This is a genomic window from Mycobacterium sp. ACS4054 (assembly GCF_001667275.1).
GTDB lineage: Bacteria > Actinomycetota > Actinomycetes > Mycobacteriales > Mycobacteriaceae > Mycobacterium.
This window is the reverse complement of record NZ_LZHV01000050.1, coordinates 202,053-220,706: the sequence shown is the minus strand read 5'-3', so window position 1 is coordinate 220,706 and position 18,654 is coordinate 202,053. Positions and strand designations below refer to the sequence as shown.

At 67.5% G+C, this 18,654-nt stretch carries 17 protein-coding genes and 1 tRNA gene; 12 read left to right on the top strand and 6 right to left on the bottom strand.

The window, feature by feature from the left end; translation table 11 throughout:
- Position 1: 1 nt before the first annotated feature.
- Positions 2-811 (bottom strand): C40 family peptidase, encoded by an 810-nt coding sequence (locus tag A5730_RS13860; RefSeq protein WP_067901045.1) that lies wholly within the window; start codon positions 809-811, stop codon positions 2-4.
- Positions 808-1,569: a helix-turn-helix domain-containing protein gene (locus A5730_RS13855; RefSeq protein WP_067901041.1), complete on the bottom strand. Its 762-nt coding sequence runs from the start codon at positions 1,567-1,569 to the stop codon at positions 808-810. The genes A5730_RS13860 and A5730_RS13855 overlap by 4 nt, the downstream gene beginning before the upstream one ends.
- 143 nt (positions 1,570-1,712) lie before the next feature.
- Between A5730_RS13855 and A5730_RS13850 the strand changes: the two genes are divergently transcribed.
- The 4 genes from A5730_RS13850 (at position 1,713) to A5730_RS13835 (ending at position 4,930) form a co-directional block, all read left to right on the top strand.
- A complete protein-coding gene (locus tag A5730_RS13850; protein WP_067816720.1) occupies positions 1,713-2,129 on the top strand; it encodes a WhiB family transcriptional regulator in 417 nt (138 codons plus the stop codon).
- 90 nt (positions 2,130-2,219) lie between these two features.
- On the top strand, positions 2,220-3,602 hold the full coding sequence (locus A5730_RS13845; protein ID WP_067816723.1) for an acyl-CoA dehydrogenase family protein: 1,383 nt from the start codon (positions 2,220-2,222) through the stop codon (positions 3,600-3,602).
- A gap of 28 nt (positions 3,603-3,630) precedes the next feature.
- On the top strand, positions 3,631-4,614 hold the full coding sequence (locus A5730_RS13840) for a pirin family protein (protein ID WP_067901038.1): 984 nt from the start codon (positions 3,631-3,633) through the stop codon (positions 4,612-4,614).
- Complete coding sequence (locus A5730_RS13835) at positions 4,601-4,930, top strand: GNAT family N-acetyltransferase (RefSeq protein ID WP_067901037.1); 330 nt, start codon at positions 4,601-4,603, stop codon at positions 4,928-4,930. The genes A5730_RS13840 and A5730_RS13835 overlap by 14 nt, the downstream gene beginning before the upstream one ends.
- Positions 4,931-4,984: 54 nt before the next feature.
- Here the strand turns inward: A5730_RS13835 and A5730_RS24345 are convergent, their stop codons facing one another.
- Positions 4,985-5,299, bottom strand: a complete 315-nt coding sequence (locus tag A5730_RS24345) for a hypothetical protein (protein ID WP_231994683.1) — start codon at positions 5,297-5,299, stop codon at positions 4,985-4,987.
- 155 nt (positions 5,300-5,454) lie between these two features.
- The gene (locus A5730_RS13830) at positions 5,455-7,401 is read right to left on the bottom strand and encodes a TNT domain-containing protein (protein WP_067901034.1); all 1,947 of its coding nucleotides are present in this window, start codon (positions 7,399-7,401) and stop codon (positions 5,455-5,457) included.
- A gap of 125 nt (positions 7,402-7,526) precedes the next feature.
- Here A5730_RS13830 and A5730_RS13825 point away from each other — a divergent pair, with 125 nt between their 5' ends.
- Positions 7,527-7,763, top strand: coding sequence for a hypothetical protein (locus A5730_RS13825; protein WP_067901031.1), 237 nt, complete (start codon positions 7,527-7,529; stop codon positions 7,761-7,763).
- Positions 7,764-7,820: 57 nt separating this feature from the next.
- Here A5730_RS13825 and A5730_RS13820 read toward each other — a convergent pair.
- Positions 7,821-7,903: transfer RNA gene (locus A5730_RS13820), tRNA-Leu, on the bottom strand.
- 229 nt (positions 7,904-8,132) lie between these two features.
- Here A5730_RS13820 and A5730_RS13815 point away from each other — a divergent pair.
- The 7 genes from A5730_RS13815 to pknB all read left to right on the top strand — a co-directional run bounded on the left by A5730_RS13815 (position 8,133) and on the right by pknB (position 17,987).
- Entirely contained in the window at positions 8,133-9,800 is a 1,668-nt protein-coding gene (locus tag A5730_RS13815) for a DUF3662 and FHA domain-containing protein (protein WP_067901028.1), read from the top strand.
- A 134-nt stretch (positions 9,801-9,934) separates the two neighbouring features.
- Complete coding sequence (locus A5730_RS13810; protein ID WP_046183038.1) at positions 9,935-10,402, top strand: FHA domain-containing protein; 468 nt, start codon at positions 9,935-9,937, stop codon at positions 10,400-10,402.
- The gene (locus A5730_RS13805; protein WP_067901025.1) at positions 10,399-11,916 is read left to right on the top strand and encodes a PP2C family serine/threonine-protein phosphatase; all 1,518 of its coding nucleotides are present in this window, start codon (positions 10,399-10,401) and stop codon (positions 11,914-11,916) included. The genes A5730_RS13810 and A5730_RS13805 overlap by 4 nt, the downstream gene beginning before the upstream one ends.
- Positions 11,913-13,322 carry an FtsW/RodA/SpoVE family cell cycle protein gene (locus tag A5730_RS13800; protein ID WP_067901023.1) on the top strand — a complete coding sequence of 470 codons (1,410 nt, stop codon included), beginning with the start codon at positions 11,913-11,915 and terminating at the stop codon, positions 13,320-13,322. The genes A5730_RS13805 and A5730_RS13800 overlap by 4 nt, the downstream gene beginning before the upstream one ends.
- Complete coding sequence (gene pbpA, locus A5730_RS13795) at positions 13,319-14,797, top strand: D,D-transpeptidase PbpA (RefSeq protein ID WP_067901020.1); 1,479 nt, start codon at positions 13,319-13,321, stop codon at positions 14,795-14,797. Before A5730_RS13800 ends, pbpA begins: the two co-directional genes overlap by 4 nt.
- Positions 14,794-16,116 (top strand): serine/threonine-protein kinase, encoded by a 1,323-nt coding sequence (locus A5730_RS13790; protein ID WP_067901015.1) that lies wholly within the window; start codon positions 14,794-14,796, stop codon positions 16,114-16,116. The genes pbpA and A5730_RS13790 overlap by 4 nt, the downstream gene beginning before the upstream one ends.
- On the top strand, positions 16,113-17,987 hold the full coding sequence (gene pknB, locus A5730_RS13785; RefSeq protein ID WP_067901012.1) for a Stk1 family PASTA domain-containing Ser/Thr kinase: 1,875 nt from the start codon (positions 16,113-16,115) through the stop codon (positions 17,985-17,987). Before A5730_RS13790 ends, pknB begins: the two co-directional genes overlap by 4 nt.
- On the opposite strand, the gene A5730_RS13780 is transcribed toward pknB, so the two are convergent.
- Positions 17,965-18,651, bottom strand: a complete 687-nt coding sequence (locus A5730_RS13780) for an aminodeoxychorismate/anthranilate synthase component II (protein ID WP_067901009.1) — start codon at positions 18,649-18,651, stop codon at positions 17,965-17,967. The two genes, pknB and A5730_RS13780, sit on opposite strands and share 23 nt — an antisense overlap.
- Positions 18,652-18,654 lie beyond the last annotated feature (3 nt).

The following is an 18,654-nucleotide window of genomic DNA, read 5'->3' as shown; positions in this document are numbered from 1 at the left end:
GTCATAGCGGTCGGCGAATCGCAACGTTGGGGCCCAGCCGGCTGATCCGGACCGAAGCACCCGAATAGGGCGCTTCGATTACCAGGCCGTTGCCGATGGCCAGCTGCACGTGTCCGGCGTGCGGGAAGACGAGATCACCAGGACGGACCTGCGAACGGGGGACCGGGATTCCGTCGTTGATCTGCTGATAAGTGGTGCGGTCCAAGTGGATTCCCGCCTGCGCGTAGCTCCATTGCACCAATCCCGAACAGTCGAACTGGTCGGGTCCCGTCGCACCCCAGACATAGGGGCGGCCCAGGCGTGACAATGCGGCCCGCACCGCGATGGCGGCACGCTGGTTGCCGCCGGCGCCCTGGCGCAGGAGCTGATAGCGCAGCGCCCGCAGTTGCGCCAGGCGCCGTCGTGCGCGCAACCGGGCCACCACGACGTGCGCGCGTTGCGCCCGCAGTCGTGCGGCGCGGCGGCGCATGGCCTCGCGTTGGGCCATCGGCGTCGTCGGAAAGACCGTGGCATCGGCACGGGCTTCGTCGACGACGCGTCCGGTCAGTTCGCGGGCCTGCGCCCGGTCCCGGTCGGCGCCGGCGATGACGCCCGCCGCGGCGGCGTCCGTGGCGGCGGCCGCCGCGAGCCGTTGCCTGCTGTGGTCCGCGGCGAGCCGATAAGCGCGATGCGCGAAGCCGTCGGTTCGCCCGGGCGCCGCCCGCAACAAGCTGCGGTAGTGCCCGGTGCCCGCATCCAGCGACGGTTGCCGGGCGCTGCCGGCGAACATCTCATGCGCACGGCTCAGCACCTCGACTTCGCTGCGGTTCACTGCGCCACCACGTTTCCGGCCTCCACCGCATCGGTGAAAGCGCGCACGCGGGGGAGCGCTCCCGGCGGGATGACCCCCCGGTTGCGGATGTCCCAGATCTCTTCGACGTCGACACCGACGAGCGCGGCGATGATGGTCTCCGGCAATGACGATTGCCCGCAGGCCCGGTCGAACCGCGCGCTCAGGCTGGTCGGCATCCGTTTCAGCAGCGCTGTGCGCGTCGCCTCCAGGGCTTGGAGGTGCTCCATGAGCCGGTCCGTGGAGTCCGACCCGGCGTTCACCGCCACCCGCCAGGAACCGGCGGCCAGCATCTCTGCCTTCACGCACTGAGCGATCACAGACAGAATATACGTCTCATATTCGTTTGATGTTGTCGCCGGCAACCGATCGATGACCGATTTGAGGGCTTCGAGCTGAGCTTCGGCGTAACCTTCCAGCACTTCGGTGTCGCTGTGACGGTCCACAACCACCGGCCCGGTGCGCCGGGAGGGGGCGGCCGGGGGCGGTTGCGCGGCCATCAGCCGGGCCAGTTCCGCGTCCGGATCGGCCGCCACCAACAGCCGCGAATAGGTGCCGGGCGGCAGGCCCAGGCCGTTCTCAACCTTCTGAACTGTGCTTTTGTGCGGCTTGCGGGCACCGCGTTCCAGGAAGCTCAACCCCATGATGCTGACGCCGGTCGCGGCGGCCAGGTCGGCCAACGACCAGTCGCGCGACTCCCGTAAGGCGCGGATCGCCGCGCCGGCCGATTCACGGCTCATCGCACGCTCCGGCCATAGGCCGGATACTACACAGCCCATCCCGTATCGCCGTTGATATACGTTTCTGTCACGTTTCTCTTGCGCTCGGGCTATTCGTCTGTATACGCTTCTGTCTACGTTTCAAGTTCGACAAGGAGACCGACATGGGACACCCGTGCGCTGCCAACCCAGAACTTTGGTTCGGCTACCCCGACGACGACGGCGGCGACGGTGCGGCCAAGGCCCGTGCGTATGAGCGGTCGGCCGTCGAGGCGCGCATCCAGTGCCTGCGCCGCTGCCCGCTGGCCCAGCAGCGCCGGTGCGCCCAGCACGCCATCGCGCACCGCGAGGAGTACGGCGTCTGGGCCGGGGTCAAACTGCCCGGCGGGCAGTACCGCAAGCGGGAGCAACTGGCCCAGGCTCACGAGGTCCTGCGCCGCATCGCGTCCGGCGAAATCAACTCCCGCCAGCTCCCGGAGAATGCCGCCCTGCTCGCCAACCACGAACACGAGGCCGTTGCCGTGGCCGCGGTGGTGCTGCACCTGCCGCTGGCCCAGGTCGGGCCGCGCTCGGCCGCCTGACATTCCGACCCGCTTAGGGGCAGTTTGCTGACCCAGCCAACGGGGTAGAGCTTCGGCACGACCGTGTCTGTCGACCCGAAGGCGGGATCCATGACGTTCGACCTGACCCCGACGGCGGCGCAACACGACCTCGCCCGGCGGGCCCACGAGTTCGCCGAAGAAGTGATTCGCCCCGTGGCGCTGCACTACGACCAGCGTCAAGAGTTTCCGTGGCCGGTGTTGGAGGAAGCGGCGCAGCGCGGCTTCTACAGTCCGTTGTTCTACCGCGACCTGATCGGCGATCCGACCGGGCTGTCCTTGCCGATGTTCATGGAGGAGCTGTTCTGGGGCTGTGCCGGGATCGGGTTGGCGATCGTGATGCCGGCCCTGGCGCTGTCGGCGATCGGTCAGGCCGCGTCTCCCGAGCAGATGTTGGAGTGGGCACCCGAATGTTTCGGAACCCCAGGCGATCTCAAGCTTGCGGCGCTGGCGATCTCCGAACCCGAGGGCGGCAGCGACGTGCGGAATCTGCGTACCACCGCGCGTCGCGACGGTGACGACTGGATCATCGACGGCCACAAGATGTGGATAGGCAACGGCGGGATCGCCAACGTGCACGTGGTCAACGCGGTCGTCGACGAGGAGCTTGGCCATCGCGGTCAGGCGCTGTTCGTGGTGCCCGGGGGCACGCCGGGGCTGAAGCTGGTGCGCAAGCTGGACAAGCTGGGCTGCCGCGCGTCCCACACCGCCGAGTTGCTATTCGAGGGCGTCCGCGTCCCGGGCGCCAATCTGCTTGGCGGAGAAGAGAAATTGGAGCACAAACTCGCCAAAGCCCGCGAAGTGGTGGCCGGCGGCAAGCGTTCCGGCTCCGCGACATTGGGGACGTTCGAACAGACCCGGCCCATGGTCGCCGCGCAGGCCATCGGCATCGCGCGCGCCGCGTTGGAGTACGCGACGGCGTACGCCACCGAGCGGGAGGCCTTCGGCGCGCCGATCATCGACAACCAGGGCATCGCCTTCCCGCTGGCGGAGCTGGCCACCCAGATCGACGCGGCGCGGCTGCTGACCTGGCGGGCGTCGTGGATGGCCGCCAACAACATTCCCTTCGAGCGCGGGGAAGGCTCGATGTCGAAGATGGCCGCCAGCGAGGTTGCCGTCAAGGCCACCGAACGCGCCATCCAAACCATGGGCGGCTGGGGCTACATCACCGATCATCCGGTGGAGAAGTGGTATCGGGATGCCAAGCTGTACACCATCTTCGAGGGCACCAGCGAGATCCAGCGGATGGTGATCGCCAACGCCCTGGGGGCGGCCGTCGGCACGCCGCCGCTGCACGTGGTGCTCGAACCGTCCGGCGGGCCGTTGAACCGGGTCTTCGGTCGCGGCACCCCGCTGCGATCCCGTGCCGCCGACACCGCCCTGTCGATGCAGGACCGGGTGCCCGAGCCCGTCATGCGGCTCGCGATGAAGGTGCTCCGCCCGCCCCGCAAGTAACCGGATCTGGGTACGGTCGGGGAGGACGATGAGCAACCTTGAGCCGGCGCCGGTCGAAGTCGCTTGCGCTGCTTCACCCAGCGCGGGCGTAGAGGTGCTGTGCCCCCGCGAGGTTCCCTTGGGCGGGCCCAGGGCGATGCGGGTGCACCGCACGCTTCCGCAACGTCAGCGCTCGTTGATCGGGGCGTGGTGCTTCATCGACCACTACGGGCCGACATTGGCGCGCATGGACGTTCCGCCGCATCCGCACACCGGACTACAAACGGTGAGTTGGTTGTTCAGTGGGGAAGTGGAGCACAACGACAGCGGCGGCGTGCAGGCCGCGGTGCGGCCCGGCGAGCTGAACCTCATGACCGCCGGCGCCGGCATTTGCCACTCCGAGGTATCGGTCCCGTCGTCGACTGACCTGCACGGTGTCCAGCTGTGGGTCGCGCTGCCCGATTCCGATCGCGATACCGGCCGCGGCTTCGATCACTACGTTCCGAAGCCTGTATCCCTTTCGGGCGCCACCGTTCGCGTGTTTCTCGGTGATCTGGCCGGCGGCTCGTCGCCGGTGCATGCCTTCACTCCGCTGCTAGGTGCCCAGATCGACCTCGACGCCGGATCTCGCGTCGACGTCGACATCGACCCGGCTTTCGAGCATGGCGTGCTGTGCGATCTGGGCGCCGTCCGCGTCGACGAGACCGCCCTGACGGTTGCTTCCCTCGCCTACCTGAACCCCGGGCGCTCCGCCCTGCAGCTGTCCAACAACGGCGACGGGCCTGCGCGTGTTCTGCTGCTCGGCGGCACGCCGTTCACCGAGGAGTTGGTGATGTGGTGGAACTTCGTCGGGCGAACCCACGACGACATCGCGCGTTACCGCCAACTCTGGGAGGACGGCGACGAGCGCTTCGGCGCCGTCCAGGGCTATCGGGGTTCGCTGAGCCGATTGCCCGCCCCGCCGCTGCCGACCACTCGGCTGCGGCCTCGACCCGCATCGCAAGGAAAGGAAAGTACAGATGGCCACCGATAAGACCGGAGCAGAAGCGACCGTCACGCTCGAGGAGGGTCGGTACACGATCGCCGTGGAGGGCAAGCAGGTTGGCCTCGCCGATTTCGCCGACCGCGGTGACCAGCGCGTCTTCTTTCACACCGAGATCGACCCGGCGTATGGCGGGCGCGGGCTGGCGACGATCCTGGTCGAGGAGGCGCTGAACGAAGCGCGGGGCGAAGGGAAACGCATCGTCCCCGTGTGCTCGATGATCGGCACCGTGCTCAAGAAGCACCCCGAGTACGACGACATCACCGACGCCGTTACGCCGGATGTCTTGCGGTTTGTGCAGTCGTAACCGGGTGCATGAAAAGTGGGATGGCCGGGTGCTTCCTACTTTGTCACAACACGGCTATAGGCCGCTCGTAACCATCTGCTCAATTTCGTCCACGGACTTGCCCATAAGATGGCTGAAGATTGTCGCGTTGACCACTGATAAAACGGCGCATTGATTGTTGAGGCATATCTTGTAACCTGAGTCCGTCTTCGACACTTCCACATCGGATGCGTAACCTTGCCGGGCAAGGTCGGCACCCAAGGGGCCTGATGCGAGGTGTGAGCGCGCCGTGGTTGCCCAGTCCCAGATGAGATATTTTTCCGCCATATCGAAGTTCGAAAACCGCGCGGCGCCATTGCGTCGCTGCCCACGGTCATTGACGGTATCCACAACCCACCAATCTCCCTCATTGCGTAGATGGACCGAATAATCGTCGGTGCTGAATAGGACTGCACAGTCGGCGCATTCGGTTGAGACTGATGCCTTACCCCCACCCATGCCCGGGGCCCACCGATACCAGTTACTCGCTAATCGAGAAAAGTCTTTCATCGCCTTATCCTCACGAGGAATCCGTACCTGACCAATTCTTCTACATTGCCCGTATTGCCGAAATCATCAATGATTCGGAATTGTTGACCGCCGCCCGGCTGATGAAACCAGGGCGCTACTTTCGATTCTTCAATACGCCAGCCGGGTGGTAGAGCTGCCGGGTCCTTCACAACGTACTGAAAGTACGGTTTCACGGCACTCTCGGGTGGAAGCGCTACTTCTGCGAACGGCGTTCCATCAGGTGCTAGGTAACCTCCGCCCGGGTAGCCGAAGCGGCTAAGGACGGTGCCCTGCGGCAACTTAACGTCGGGAACGATAGTCCCTGGCACCGCGTAGGGTTTCGTGGGCAGCGTGTCGTCGGGATAAATGAGTTGCCCGTCAGCTCCAGTGAACTCCGGCCCCAGTTCGATCGCGTTGTATCCATGGAACAACTCGTGGTCACGCGGCAGCGGCGGTGGTGCTGGCGCGTCGGCGGGCACCTCGGTCAGAGGTCCGTCCGGCGCGACCGGGACATGCGGTGCCGGCGGTCCTGCATCGGGCGGAAGCTCACCGCCGCCACCACCAGGGTGCGGAGCGTGCTCGACGACGGGTGCCGGACCGGGTTGGGTGGCGCCGGGCACGGGTTGTCCGCCCGCATCGGGAATTGGCGACCCCCGCGGAGGGAGATGCGCTTCGGCGATCGCCTCACGTATCTCGGCCCCGCTCATTGCGCGGGCTAAGACGTTGTCGCCGGTCAAGCCCTCCAGCGTTTCGCGAGTAAACAACGTCTTGAGCCCTTGCCAAGCGACCTCGCCGCCCGCCTTCAACCCGTAACCCCCGACAGCCAAAGTGATTGCGCTCCACAGCGGTTCGGGCGTGGCTTCCACCTTCCCGGGATCGAGCGTGCGCATGCCGGTCAACTTGCCGCCGCTGAAGACATAGGACGTGCCCATGGCCTGATCGAAGAATTCGCCCGCGCCGTCCTTGAGCTGCCCGTAGACCTGCACGGGCTGCCCGTCGACGGTGTGGGTGAACATGAAACGACCGTCGGGAGCGATCGCGATCGATGCGGGGTCGACGTCTTTGTAGTCGGGAATCTTGCCAAGGTCGTCGAGCGCGTGCGCCAGGTCCGCTTTCAGCTTGGGCAGCTTCGCGCTGGCGGCCTCGCCCTCCGGCGACCCCGGGCCGTGCGTGTAAAGGTCGGCCATCGCCTTGTTCAGGGCATCCTGCGCGGCGCGCACCTTGCCCATCTGATCCACCACCGCTTGGTCGGTGATCCGACGGAGGTCGGCGAGTGCTTGCAACTGGGCCTCGGTGGGCTTGGGCGAACCGTCCGCGTCGACATCGTGCAGGCGAGCGGGATCGTATCCTTCGGTTCGCAGGTTGCCCAGCGAATTGTGTAAGCCATCGGCATAGCCGTTACGTATCGAATTCAGATGTGCCAGTGCGTCTTTCGTGTCATCGATGGCATCCCTCTCGCAATTGCGGATCAGGGCATCGAGGATGTGCCGGTCCTCCGCGCTCAGGTTGCCGGATTGCTCCATCGCGACGGCCTGACCGATCAGGTCGTCGAGTGTTTGCAGCTGGTTCTCGAGGGTCGCGATCTGTCCCGCCGCGGCCTTCTGCGCCTCGGCCAAGGAAGCGGCGATGTTTTCCAGGTCGACGCCGATCTTGGGCAGCTGCAAGGACTGGTCGCCGAGCGACTGCGTCACCCGCTGCACATCGCTGGAGTCATTGATCGGATTGCCGCTTCCGCCCTGGCGGTTCCACGCAGCGTCGAAGCGGTTACGGGCTTGCTCGAAGGCGTGCTGGGCCTCGGAAGTGCATCGGCCCGCTCGGTGGAAGGCTTCTGCCAGAGAGGAGATCTCCCCGGGCCTGCCGGCTTGCAGGCTCTTGTTGACAGCCCACGGGTCGCCGCCGGCCTCGGCAATCAGGGCCGCAACGCTTATGTAGCGCAGCCGCATCGCGTCACCCGTAGCTGCGCGGCGTCACGCTCCGCGACGAACATTGCCACCCCTCCTGAGCTGGCAATTACGCTACTGATGCGGTAGCCGACGTCAATTCACCCAAGCCCGAGGAGCCAAGACCCATGGCCGTGCTGTTGCTGGTCCTCAAGGTGGTGCTGATTGCCTTCATCGTCGGCGGCGCCGTCGCTTTGGTCGTCCGCGCGGTCCGGCGCTCACGGGCGAACCGATCGGATCCCCGTTGGAAGCCGCATGGCCCCCAACCGGGCTACGAGGCCTCCGCCCGCGGCGCGATGCCGAATACCCCGCTGCCGGAATGGGCCCACTGGGATGAGGACCGCGACGAGGGCCGAGCCTTGTGAAAACACGAAGGTCGCGAACTTCTCGAGTCCGCGACCTCAGCGCCGATATTCAAAATGTGGGCGAAGGGGGACTTGAACCCCCACGTCCCGAAGGACACTGGCACCTGAAGCCAGCGCGTCTGCCATTCCGCCACTCGCCCGGAAAAACAACCGATGGACCATACCACTCTAATGGCCGGGTTCCCCAACTGCCTGGTCGGGCTTGACGGCGTCCGGCGCTGGCGGACAACCCCTCTGAGCAGTGCGGACGCAAACTCTCAGAGTTTCGACGGTGCCGCGGCGTCACGCAATCCCGATACCATGCTGGAGTGAAAGCCGTTTGCCGCGCGCCGACGACATGCTGCGGCAAGTGCGGGCGGGCGCCGGGGCATGAGTAGCCAACGGGGGCTGGCGGCGCGGATCGAGCGGAAGCTCGAGGCCACCGTCGACAACGCGTTCGCCCGGGTCTTCGGCGGGTCGATCGTTCCGCAGGAGGTCGAAGCGCTGCTGCGCCGCGAGGCCCGCGACGGCGTCGAGACGCTGCACGGCAATCGCCTTTTGGCCCCCAACGAATACATCATTACCCTCGGTAGGCACGACTTCGAGAAGGTGGGCGCCGACCCTGATCTCACGTCGGGCGCTTTCGCTAGGTACTTGGCCGACTACATCCAGGAACAGGGGTGGCAAACGTATGGTGAGGTGGTCGTCCGGTTCGAGCAGTCGTCGAACCTGCGTACCGGCCAGTACCGCGCCCGTGGTGCTGTCAACCCCGATGTGCAGCCCCGCCCGATGGTCAACGATCCCGTCCGGCCACAATCAAATAGTGCGTTCGGCGCAGAACGAGGAGTAGCACCAATGACTGACGATTCGAGCTACCGCGGGGCTCAGGGGCCGGGTCGGCCCAGCGATGAGTACTACGACGACCGCTACCCGCGGCCGCAAGAAGGCGGCGCGGAACCGCAGGGGGGACCTGACCCGCGCGGCGGATACCCGCCCGAGCAGAGCGGCTATCCGCCGCAGCAGGGCTACCCGCCACCCCGCCACCCCGAGCAGGGCGGCTACCCGGAGCAAGGCGGCTACCAGGCCCCCGGCGGCTATCCCGAGCAGCGCGGCTACCAGGGCCCCGGCGGCTACCCCGAGCAGCGCGGCTACCAGGGGCCGGGCGGCTACCCCGAGCAGGGCCAGGGCGGCTACCCGCCGCAGTATGAGCAGCGTCCCCCGGCTCCCGGCGGTTACGGCGGCGGCCAAGGCTACGACCAGGGCTACCGGCAGGGGGGCGGCTACGGCCCGCCCGCCGGCGGTCAACCGGGTGGCGGCCAGCCCGGCGGCGGCCAGCAGGGCTACGGCGGCTACGGCGAGTACGGCCGCGGACCGGCCCGCCCCGATGAGGGTGGCTACGCTCCGCCTGAGCAACGCCCGGCCTACCCCGAGCAGGGCGGCGGGTATGAGCAGGGCGGCGGGTATGAGCAGGGCGGCGGCTACGAACAAGGCGGCGGCTACGACCAGGGCTACCAGCAGGGCGGCGGCTACGGCCGGCAGGAGTACGGCGGGGACTACACGCAGTACTCCGAGAACGTCCCGGCCGGCGGATACCAGGGTCAGGCCGGCGGCTACCCCGAGACCGCTCACCGCGACTACGACTACGGCCAGCAGGCCGAGTATGCGCAGCCGAGCGAGTACGGCCAGCCCGCGGACTACGGCCAGCCGGCCGACTACGGGCAACAGGCCGGAGGCTATGGCGCCTACGGCGGCGGTGGCTACGGCGCGGCCGGAACCGCCGTCACCCTCCAGCTCGACGACGGCAGCGGGCGCACCTATCAGCTGCGCGAGGGCTCCAACATCGTGGGCCGCGGACAAGACGCCCAGTTCCGGTTGCCGGACACCGGTGTCTCACGACGGCACCTCGAGATCCGCTGGGACGGGCAGGTGGCGCTCCTCTCGGACCTGAACTCGACCAACGGCACCACCGTCAACAACGCACCGGTGCAGGAGTGGCAGCTGGCGGACGGCGACGTGATCCGTCTGGGCCACTCGGAGATCATCGTCCGGATCCACTAACCGCGGGGCTCAACGCTGCCGTGCTTCGCCCCGCGTCGACCGCCGTCCAAGTATCGTGACGTTGCCGATGTGCTCGGGGTCACGGGCGTCGGGGGGACGCTGGGATTTCGGGGCCAGGACGGAAAGGACGCCAGATGCAGGGACTCGTACTGCAACTGACGCGTGCCGGTTTTTTAATGTTGTTGTGGGTATTCATCTGGTCCGTGTTGCGGATCTTGCGGACCGATATCTACGCGCCCACCGGCGCCGTCATGGTGCGTCGCGGCCTGGCGTTGCGCAGCACTCTGCTGCCTTCACGGCAACGTCGGCATGCCGCGCGCTACCTCGTGGTGACCGAGGGGGCCTTGGCGGGGGCCCGCATCACGCTCAGCGGGCAGCCGGTGCTGATCGGCCGAGCTGACGATTCGACGCTCGTGCTCACCGACGATTACGCCTCGACGCGGCACGCCAGGCTGTCTCAGCGCGGTTCGGAATGGTACGTCGAGGATCTAGGATCGACCAACGGCACTTACCTTGACAGGGCAAAGGTGACGACTGCGGTACGAGTTCCAATAGGGACGCCGATTCGGATCGGCAAAACGGCGATCGAGTTGCGCCCGTGACGCTGGTCCTGCGGTATGCCGCGCGCAGCGATCGCGGCTTGGTACGCGCCAATAACGAAGACTCCGTGTACGCCGGTGCGCGGCTGCTCGCCCTGGCCGACGGCATGGGCGGTCACGCCGCCGGTGAAGTGGCCTCCCAATTGGTGATCGCCGCGCTGGCCCATCTCGACGACGACGAACCCGGCGGCGACCTGCTGGCCAAGCTCGACGCGGCGGTGCGCTCCGGCAATGCGGCCATCGCGGCGCAGGTGGAGGCGGAGCCCGAACTCGAGGGCATGGGCACCACGCTCACCGCAATCCTGTTCGCGGGCGATCGAATTGGCTTGGTACACATCGGCGATTCACGCGGTTACCTGCTGCGCGACGGCGAACTGACGCAGATCACCAAGGACGACACCTTCGTCCAGACCCTGGTCGACGAGGGCCGCATCACCCGCGAAGAGGCACACAGCCACCCGCAGCGGTCGCTGATCATGCGCGCGCTGACCGGCCACGAGGTCGAGCCCACATTGACCATGCGCGAGGCGCGGGCCGGTGACCGCTACCTGCTCTGCTCCGACGGGCTCAGTGACCCGGTCAGCGACGAAACCATCCTCGAGGCGCTGCAGATCCCCGACGTGGCCGAAGCCGCCTACCGCCTCATCGAATTGGCGCTGCGCGGCGGCGGACCGGACAACGTGACCGTGGTGGTCGCCGACGTCGTCGACTACGACTACGGCCAGACCCAGCCAATCCTCGCCGGCGCGGTGTCGGGTGACGACGATCAAATGACGTTGCCAAACACCTCGGCGGGCCGTGCGTCGGCGATCCGGCCCCGCGACGAGACGGCCAAACGTGTTGCGCCGCAACCGGAAACACCCAGTCGTCCGCGGTGGCCCCGGCGGCGGATGTTTTTCGTCGTGACGCTGGCGGTGTTGTTCGTCCTCTCCGGATTGGCCATCGGGTGGTGGGTCATCCAGCGCAACTATTACGTCGCCGAATTCGACGGCAAGGTGTCGGTCGTCCGCGGAATCCAGGGGTCCTTGTTGGGCATACCCCTGCAGCAGCCCTATCTGGTGGGCTGCCTGAGCGCCCGCAACGAACTGTCCCTGATCGACTACGGCCAATCCGGCCACTCGAACTGTCAGGCGATGACGCTGCGGGATCTGCGCCGTCCCGGGCAGGTGCAGGTTCAGACCGGGCTGCCGGGCGGCAGCCTCGACCAGGCCGAGTCACAGCTGCGGCAATTGCTGGCCGAATACCTGCTGCCCACCTGTCCGCCACCGCGTGCCACGTCGCCGCCGGGTTCCCCGACACCCGGGAGCCCCACCCCCGAACCGAGTGTCGCGACGACGTCAGCACCCACCACGCCACAAACCACCGCTCCCTCCGGGCCCAGCGCCCCAGCCCCGACCAGCGCCACGGGCGGCCCCGCGACCCCGTCGCCGGCGGGCCCCACCACCACTTCGCAGACGGTCACAGCGCTTCCAGCGCCTCCACCTCAACCGGGCGTTGACTGCCGGACGGTGGCATGACGACCCAACTGCAGCCGCCCGTCGCGGTCACGCCCGCGCTGCCCACCCGCCGCAACGCCGAGCTGCTGCTGCTGTGCTTCGCCGCAGCGATCACCGTGGCCGCGTTGCTGATCGTCGAGGCCAACCAGGACCGCGAATTTCGTTGGAATGCAATTAGTTACGGCCTGGTGTTCTTGCTTGTGTTCGGGTCGGCGCACATGGCCATCAGACGGTTCGCCCCCTACACCGACCCGCTGCTGCTGCCGATCGTGGCGCTGCTCAACGGACTTGGCCTGGTGATGATCCATCGACTCGACCTGGTCAGCAGCCAGCTCAGCGGCCGCCATCACTCCAACGCCACCCAGCAGATGATGTGGACCCTGGTCGGCGTCGTCACGTTCGCCCTCGTCGTCACCTTTCTCAAAGACCACCGGCAGTTGGCGCGGTACGGCTACATCTGCGGCATCGCGGGCTTGGTGCTGGTGATCATTCCCGCCTTGCTGCCGGCCTCGATGTCCGAACAGAACGGCGCGAAAATCTGGATTCGCGTGTCCGGCTTCCAGTTTCAGCCCGCCGAGTTCTCCAAGATTCTGCTGCTGATCTTCTTCTCCGCCGTGCTGATCGCCAAGCGCGGACTCTTCAACAGCGTCGGCAAGCACTTCATGGGGCTGACCCTGCCGCGCCCGCGCGACCTCGCGCCCCTGCTGGCCGCCTGGGTGATCTCGGTCGGGGTGATGGCCTTCGAAAAGGACCTCGGCACCTCGCTGCTGTTGTACGCGTCGTTCTTGGTGGTGGTTTACCTTGCGACGCAACGGTTCAGCTGGGTGATGATCGGCCTGGTGTTGTTCGCGGTGGGCAGCGTCATCGCGTACTTCGTCTTCGCTCACGTCCGGGTCCGGGTTCAGATGTGGTGGGACCCGTTTTCCGACCCCGACGGCAGCGGTTATCAGATCGTGCAATCGCTGTTCAGTTTCGCCACCGGCGGCATCTTCGGCACCGGGCTGGGCAACGGCCAACCCGACACCGTGCCGGCAGCGTCAACCGACTTCATCATCGCGGCGTTCGGTGAGGAGCTGGGGCTCGTCGGCCTCGCCAGCATTCTGATGCTCTACACCATCGTCATCGTCCGCGGCATGCGCACCGCGATCGCGACCCGGGACAGCTTCGGCAAGTTGCTGGCCGCGGGGCTGGCCTCCACGCTGGCCATCCAGCTGTTCATCGTGGTCGGCGGTGTCACGCAGCTGATTCCGTTGACCGGGCTTACCACGCCGTGGATGTCCTACGGCGGATCGTCGCTGCTGGCGAACTACATTCTGCTGGCCATCCTCGCCCGCATCTCCAACAGCGCCCGGCATCCCCTGCGCGGGCGTGAGCGCACGAATTCGCCGATCGCGGCGGCCAAGACCGAGGTAATCGAGAAGGTATGAACACCTCGCTGCGCCGCATCTCGGTCACCGTCATGGCGTTGATCGTGCTGCTGCTGCTCAACGCCACGATGACGCAGGTGTTCGCCGCGGACTCGCTGCGCGCCGACCCGCGAAATCAGCGCGTGCTGCTCGACGAGTATTCGCGTCAGCGCGGCCAGATCATCGCCGGCGGCCAGTTGCTGGCCTACTCCGTGGCCACCGACAGCCGCTTCCGCTTCCTGCGGGTCTACCCGAACCCGGCCGTGTACGCGCCGGTCACCGGTTTCTACTCGCTGCGCTATTCCAGCACCGGCCTGGAGCGCGCCGAGGACCCGCTGCTGAACGGATCCGACGAGCGGCTGTTCGGCCGCCGTCTGGCCGACTTCTTCACCGGCCGCGACCCGCGCGGCGGCAACGTCGACACCACCATCCGGCCGCGGGTGCAACAGGCCGGTTGGGACGCCATGCAGCAGGGCTGCGGCGGCGCACCGTGCAAGGGCGCGATCGTGGCCCTCGAGCCGTCCACCGGCAAGATCCTCGCGATGGTGTCATCGCCGTCCTACGACCCCAACCTGCTGGCGTCGCACGACCCCGAGGTGCAGGCGCAGGCATGGCAGCGGTTACGTGACGACCCCGACAATCCGCTGACCAACCGCACCATCTCCGAGACCTACCCGCCCGGTTCCACGTTCAAGGTGATCACCACCGCCGCGGCGCTGCAGGCCGGTGCGACCGACGCCGAGCAGTTGACCGCGGCGGCCTCAATTCCGTTGCCCGACAGCACCGCGACGCTGGAGAACTACGGCGGCCAGCCGTGCGGCAGCGAGCCCACGGTGACGCTCAAGCAGGCGTTCGCCCTGTCGTGCAACACCGCGTTCGTCCAGCTCGGCATGCACACCGGCTCGGATGCGCTGCGCAGCACGGCGCAATCGTTCGGCCTGGACACCACCCCGAGCGTCATCCCGCTGCAGGTCGCCGAATCCACCGTCGGGATCATCCCGGACGCCGCCGCGCTGGGCATGACCAGCATCGGGCAGAAGGACGTGGCCCTGACGCCCCTGGAGAACGCCGAGATCGCCGCGACCATCGCGAACGGCGGCGTCACGATGCAGCCCTATCTGATCGACAGTCTCAAGGGACCCGACCTGGCCAACATCAGCACCACCGCTCCCTATCAGCAGCGCCGCGCGGTGTCACCCCAGGTCGCCGCTAAGCTGACAGAGCTGATGGTCGGCGCCGAGAAGGTCGCACAGCAGAAAGGGGCCATTCCCGGCGTGCAGATCGCATCCAAGACTGGTACGGCAGAGCATGGCTCCGATCCGCGCAACACGCCGCCGCACGCGTGGTACATCGCCTTCGCGCCCGCGCAGACGCCGAGAGTCGCCGTGGCAGTGTTGGTGGAGAATGGCGGCGACCGCCTGTCCGCGACGGGAGGTGCACTCGCCGCGCCCATCGGACGGGCTGTGATCCAAGCCGCGCTACAGGGAGGACCATGAGCCCGCGAGTTGGTGTGACGCTGTCTGGCAGATACCGCCTGCAGCGCCTGATCGCCACCGGCGGCATGGGCCAGGTGTGGGAGGCGGTGGACAGCCGGCTGGGCCGGCGCGTCGCGGTCAAGGTGCTCAAACAGGAGTTCTCCCAGGACCCGGAGTTCATCGAGCGGTTCCGCGCCGAGGCGCGCACCACCGCGATGCTCAACCATCCCGGCATCGCCCAGGTCCACGACTACGGCGAAAGCCAGCTGGACGGCGAGGGCCGCACCGCCTACCTGGTGATGGAACTGGTCAACGGTGAGCCGCTGAACTCGGTGCTCAAGCGCACGGGTCGGCTGTCGCTGCGGCACGCGCTCGACATGCTCGAACAGACCGGCCGGGCCCTGCAGATTGCCCACGCCGCCGGCTTGGTACACCGCGACGTCAAGCCGGGAAACATCTTGATCACACCGACCGGCCAGGTGAAGATCACCGACTTCGGCATCGCCAAGGCCGTCGACGCCGCGCCGGTCACCCAGACCGGCATGGTGATGGGCACCGCCCAGTACATCGCCCCCGAACAGGCTCTGGGACACGACGCGACCCCCGCCAGCGACGTCTACTCGCTGGGCGTCGTCGGCTACGAGGTGGTCTCGGGGAAGCGGCCGTTCGCCGGTGACGGGGCCCTGACGGTGGCGATGAAGCACATCAAGGAGCCGCCACCGCCGCTGCCCGCGGAGTTGCCGCCCAACGTGCGGGAGCTCATCGAGATCACGCTCGTCAAGAACCCCGCGATGCGGTACCGCAGCGGCGGGCCGTTCGCCGACGCCGTTGCGGCGGTGCGGGCCGGCCGGCGCCCGCCGCGGCCCAGCCAGTCGCCGCCCCCCGGGCGGGCCTCACCCGCGGCCATTCCGTCCAGCCCGACGACCAGGGCGGCCGCCGTCTCCAGCACCCGGGCGGCGGCCCCGCGCCGCTCCCGGCCCGCCACCGGGGGTCATCGCCCACCCCCGGCCCGGCGCACCTTCTCGTCGGGTCAGCGCGCCTTGTTGTGGGCCGCCGGAGTGCTGGGGGCCCTGGCGATCATCATCGCCGTGCTCATCGTCATCAACTCCCGCGGGGATAACCCGCAGCAGCCGCCGCCCCCGACGGTCACCGACACCGGAAGCCCGCCGGCGCCGCCGGCGAGCGCCACCCCGACCGGTTACGCACCCGGGCTGCGGCTTAATTGGACGGATCGACCGACGATAGGTAATTCTGGACTGCAGCGAGGGCCGGCCGGGCGCGGGTGGGGCGAACCACTGACGTCCGGCGTGTCACCGGCCCGACACGAGATACCACGATGACCACCCCTCAACACCTTTCTGACCGGTATGAACTGGGCGAAATCCTCGGCTTCGGGGGAATGTCCGAGGTTCACCTGGCCCGCGACGTCCGCTTGCACCGCGACGTCGCGGTAAAGGTGCTGCGCGCCGACCTGGCCCGCGATCCCAGCTTCTATCTGCGGTTCCGCCGCGAGGCGCAGAACGCAGCCGCCCTCAATCACCCGTCCATCGTCGCGGTGTACGACACCGGTGAGGCGGAGACCCCGACAGGTCCGCTGCCCTACATCGTCATGGAGTACGTCGACGGCGTCACCCTGCGCGACATCGTGCACACCGACGGGCCGCTGCCGCCGCGGCGGGCCATCGAGATCATCGCCGACGCGTGTCAGGCCCTGAACTTCAGTCACCAGAACGGCATCATCCACCGCGACGTCAAGCCGGCGAACATCATGATCAGCAGCACCAATGCGGTCAAGGTGATGGACTTCGGCATCGCGCGCGCGATCGCCGACAGCGGCAACAGCGTCACCCAGACCGCGGCCGTGATCGGCACGGCCCAGTATTTGTCGCCCGAGCAGGCCCGCGGCGACACCGTCGACGCCCGGTCGGACGTCTACTCGCTCGGTTGCGTGCTCTACGAAATCCTCACGGGCGAACCGCCTTTCACCGGAGACTCGCCCGTCGCCGTCGCCTACCAACATGTGCGCGAGGACCCGATTCCGCCGTCCCAGCGACACGAAGGCATCTCCGCCGACCTCGACGCCGTCGTACTCAAGGCGCTGGCCAAAAACCCGGACAACCGCTACCAGACCGCGGCCGAAATGCGCGCAGATCTGGTGCGGGTGCACAACGGCGAACCGCCCGAGGCGCCCAAGGTGCTCACCGACGCCGACCGGAGCGGGATGCTCGCCGCCCCGGGAAACCAGCCCGGGCCGCGCACCGATCCACTGCCCCGCCAACCCCTGCGTCACATCGACGACCGCGAGGGCGGGTCGGTCGGCCGCTGGATCGTGGCCGTCGCCGCGCTGGCGGTGCTGACGATCGTCGTGGTCATCGCCTTCAACACCTTCGGCGGCACCACCCGCGACGTCCAGGTGCCCGATATGCGGGGCCAGGTGTCCGCGGATGCCATTGCGACGCTGCAGAATCGGGGCTTCAAGACGCGCACCCTGCAGAAGCCCGATTCCACGATCCCGCCCGACCACGTCATCAACACCGATCCCGGCGCCAACGCTTCGGTGAGCGCGGGTGACGAAATCACGATCAACGTTTCGACCGGTCCAGAACAGCGCGAGGTGCCCGACGTCTCGTCGCTGAGCTACTCCGACGCGGTGAGCAAGCTCAAGGCGGCGGGGTTCAGCAAGTTCAAGCAGACGAACTCGCCGTCCAGCCCGGAGCTGCTGGGCAAGGTAATCGGCACCAACCCGCCGGCCAACCAGACCTCCGCGATCACGAACGTCATCGCGGTCATCGTCGGCTCGGGCCCGGAGACCAAGCAGGTGCCCGACGTCGGGGGTCAGACCGTCGACGTCGCGCAGAAGAACTTGACCGTGTACGGGTTCACCAAGGTCACCCAGGCGCAGGTGGATAGCACCCGGCCGGCCGGTGAGGTGATCGGCACCAATCCGCCCAAGGGCCAAACGGTTCCGGTGGACTCGGTGATCGAGTTGCAGGTGTCCAAGGGCAACCAGTTCGTGATGCCCGACCTGAGCGGCATGTTCTGGACGGACGCCGAGCCGCGCCTACGGGCGCTGGGCTGGACCGGGGTGCTCGACAAGGGCCCCGACGTGGACGCGGGTGGCTCCCAGTCCCACAAGGTGGTCTATCAGAACCCGCCCGCCGGCACCGGTTGCAACCGCGACGGGGTCATCACGCTGAAGTTCGGCCAGTAGCTTCCGGTTCGGCCGGGAAGTACGGCTGCACCGCCGCGCGCACCTCGTTCTCGAGCCGACGGACCAGCGTGTCGTCGCGGGTCCAGCCGCAGTAGGTCAGCCAGTTCGCCAGCATCCGATGCCCGCCCTCGGTCAGGATGGACTCCGGGTGGAACTGCACCCCGTGAATCGGCAATTCGGTGTGCCGCACGCCCATGATGACGCCGCCCCGGGTGCGGGCCGTTACCTCGAGCACCGGGGGCAGTGACTCCGGCAGGATCGTCAGCGAGTGATACCGGGTCGCTGTGAAGGGGTCTGGAAGCCCTTGCAGCACACCGGCATTGGTGTGGAAGACGCTGCTGGTCTTGCCGTGCAGCAGCTCGGGGGCGCGGTCGACCGTGGCGCCGAAGGCGACGCCGATGGCCTGGTGCCCCAGGCAAACCCCGAGTAGCGGGGTGCGCTCGGCGGCACACGCGCCCACCAAACCGATCGACGCGCCGGCCCGTTCCGGGGTGCCCGGGCCGGGGCTGAGCAGCACGCCGTCGAACCGCTTGGCGACGGCCGCCTGGTCGGAGAGTCGGGCGTCGTCGTTGCGCCACACCTCGGCCTCGACGCCCAGCTGGCCCAGGTACTGCACCAGGTTGAACACGAAGCTGTCGTAGTTGTCGACGACCAGGATCCGCACCGT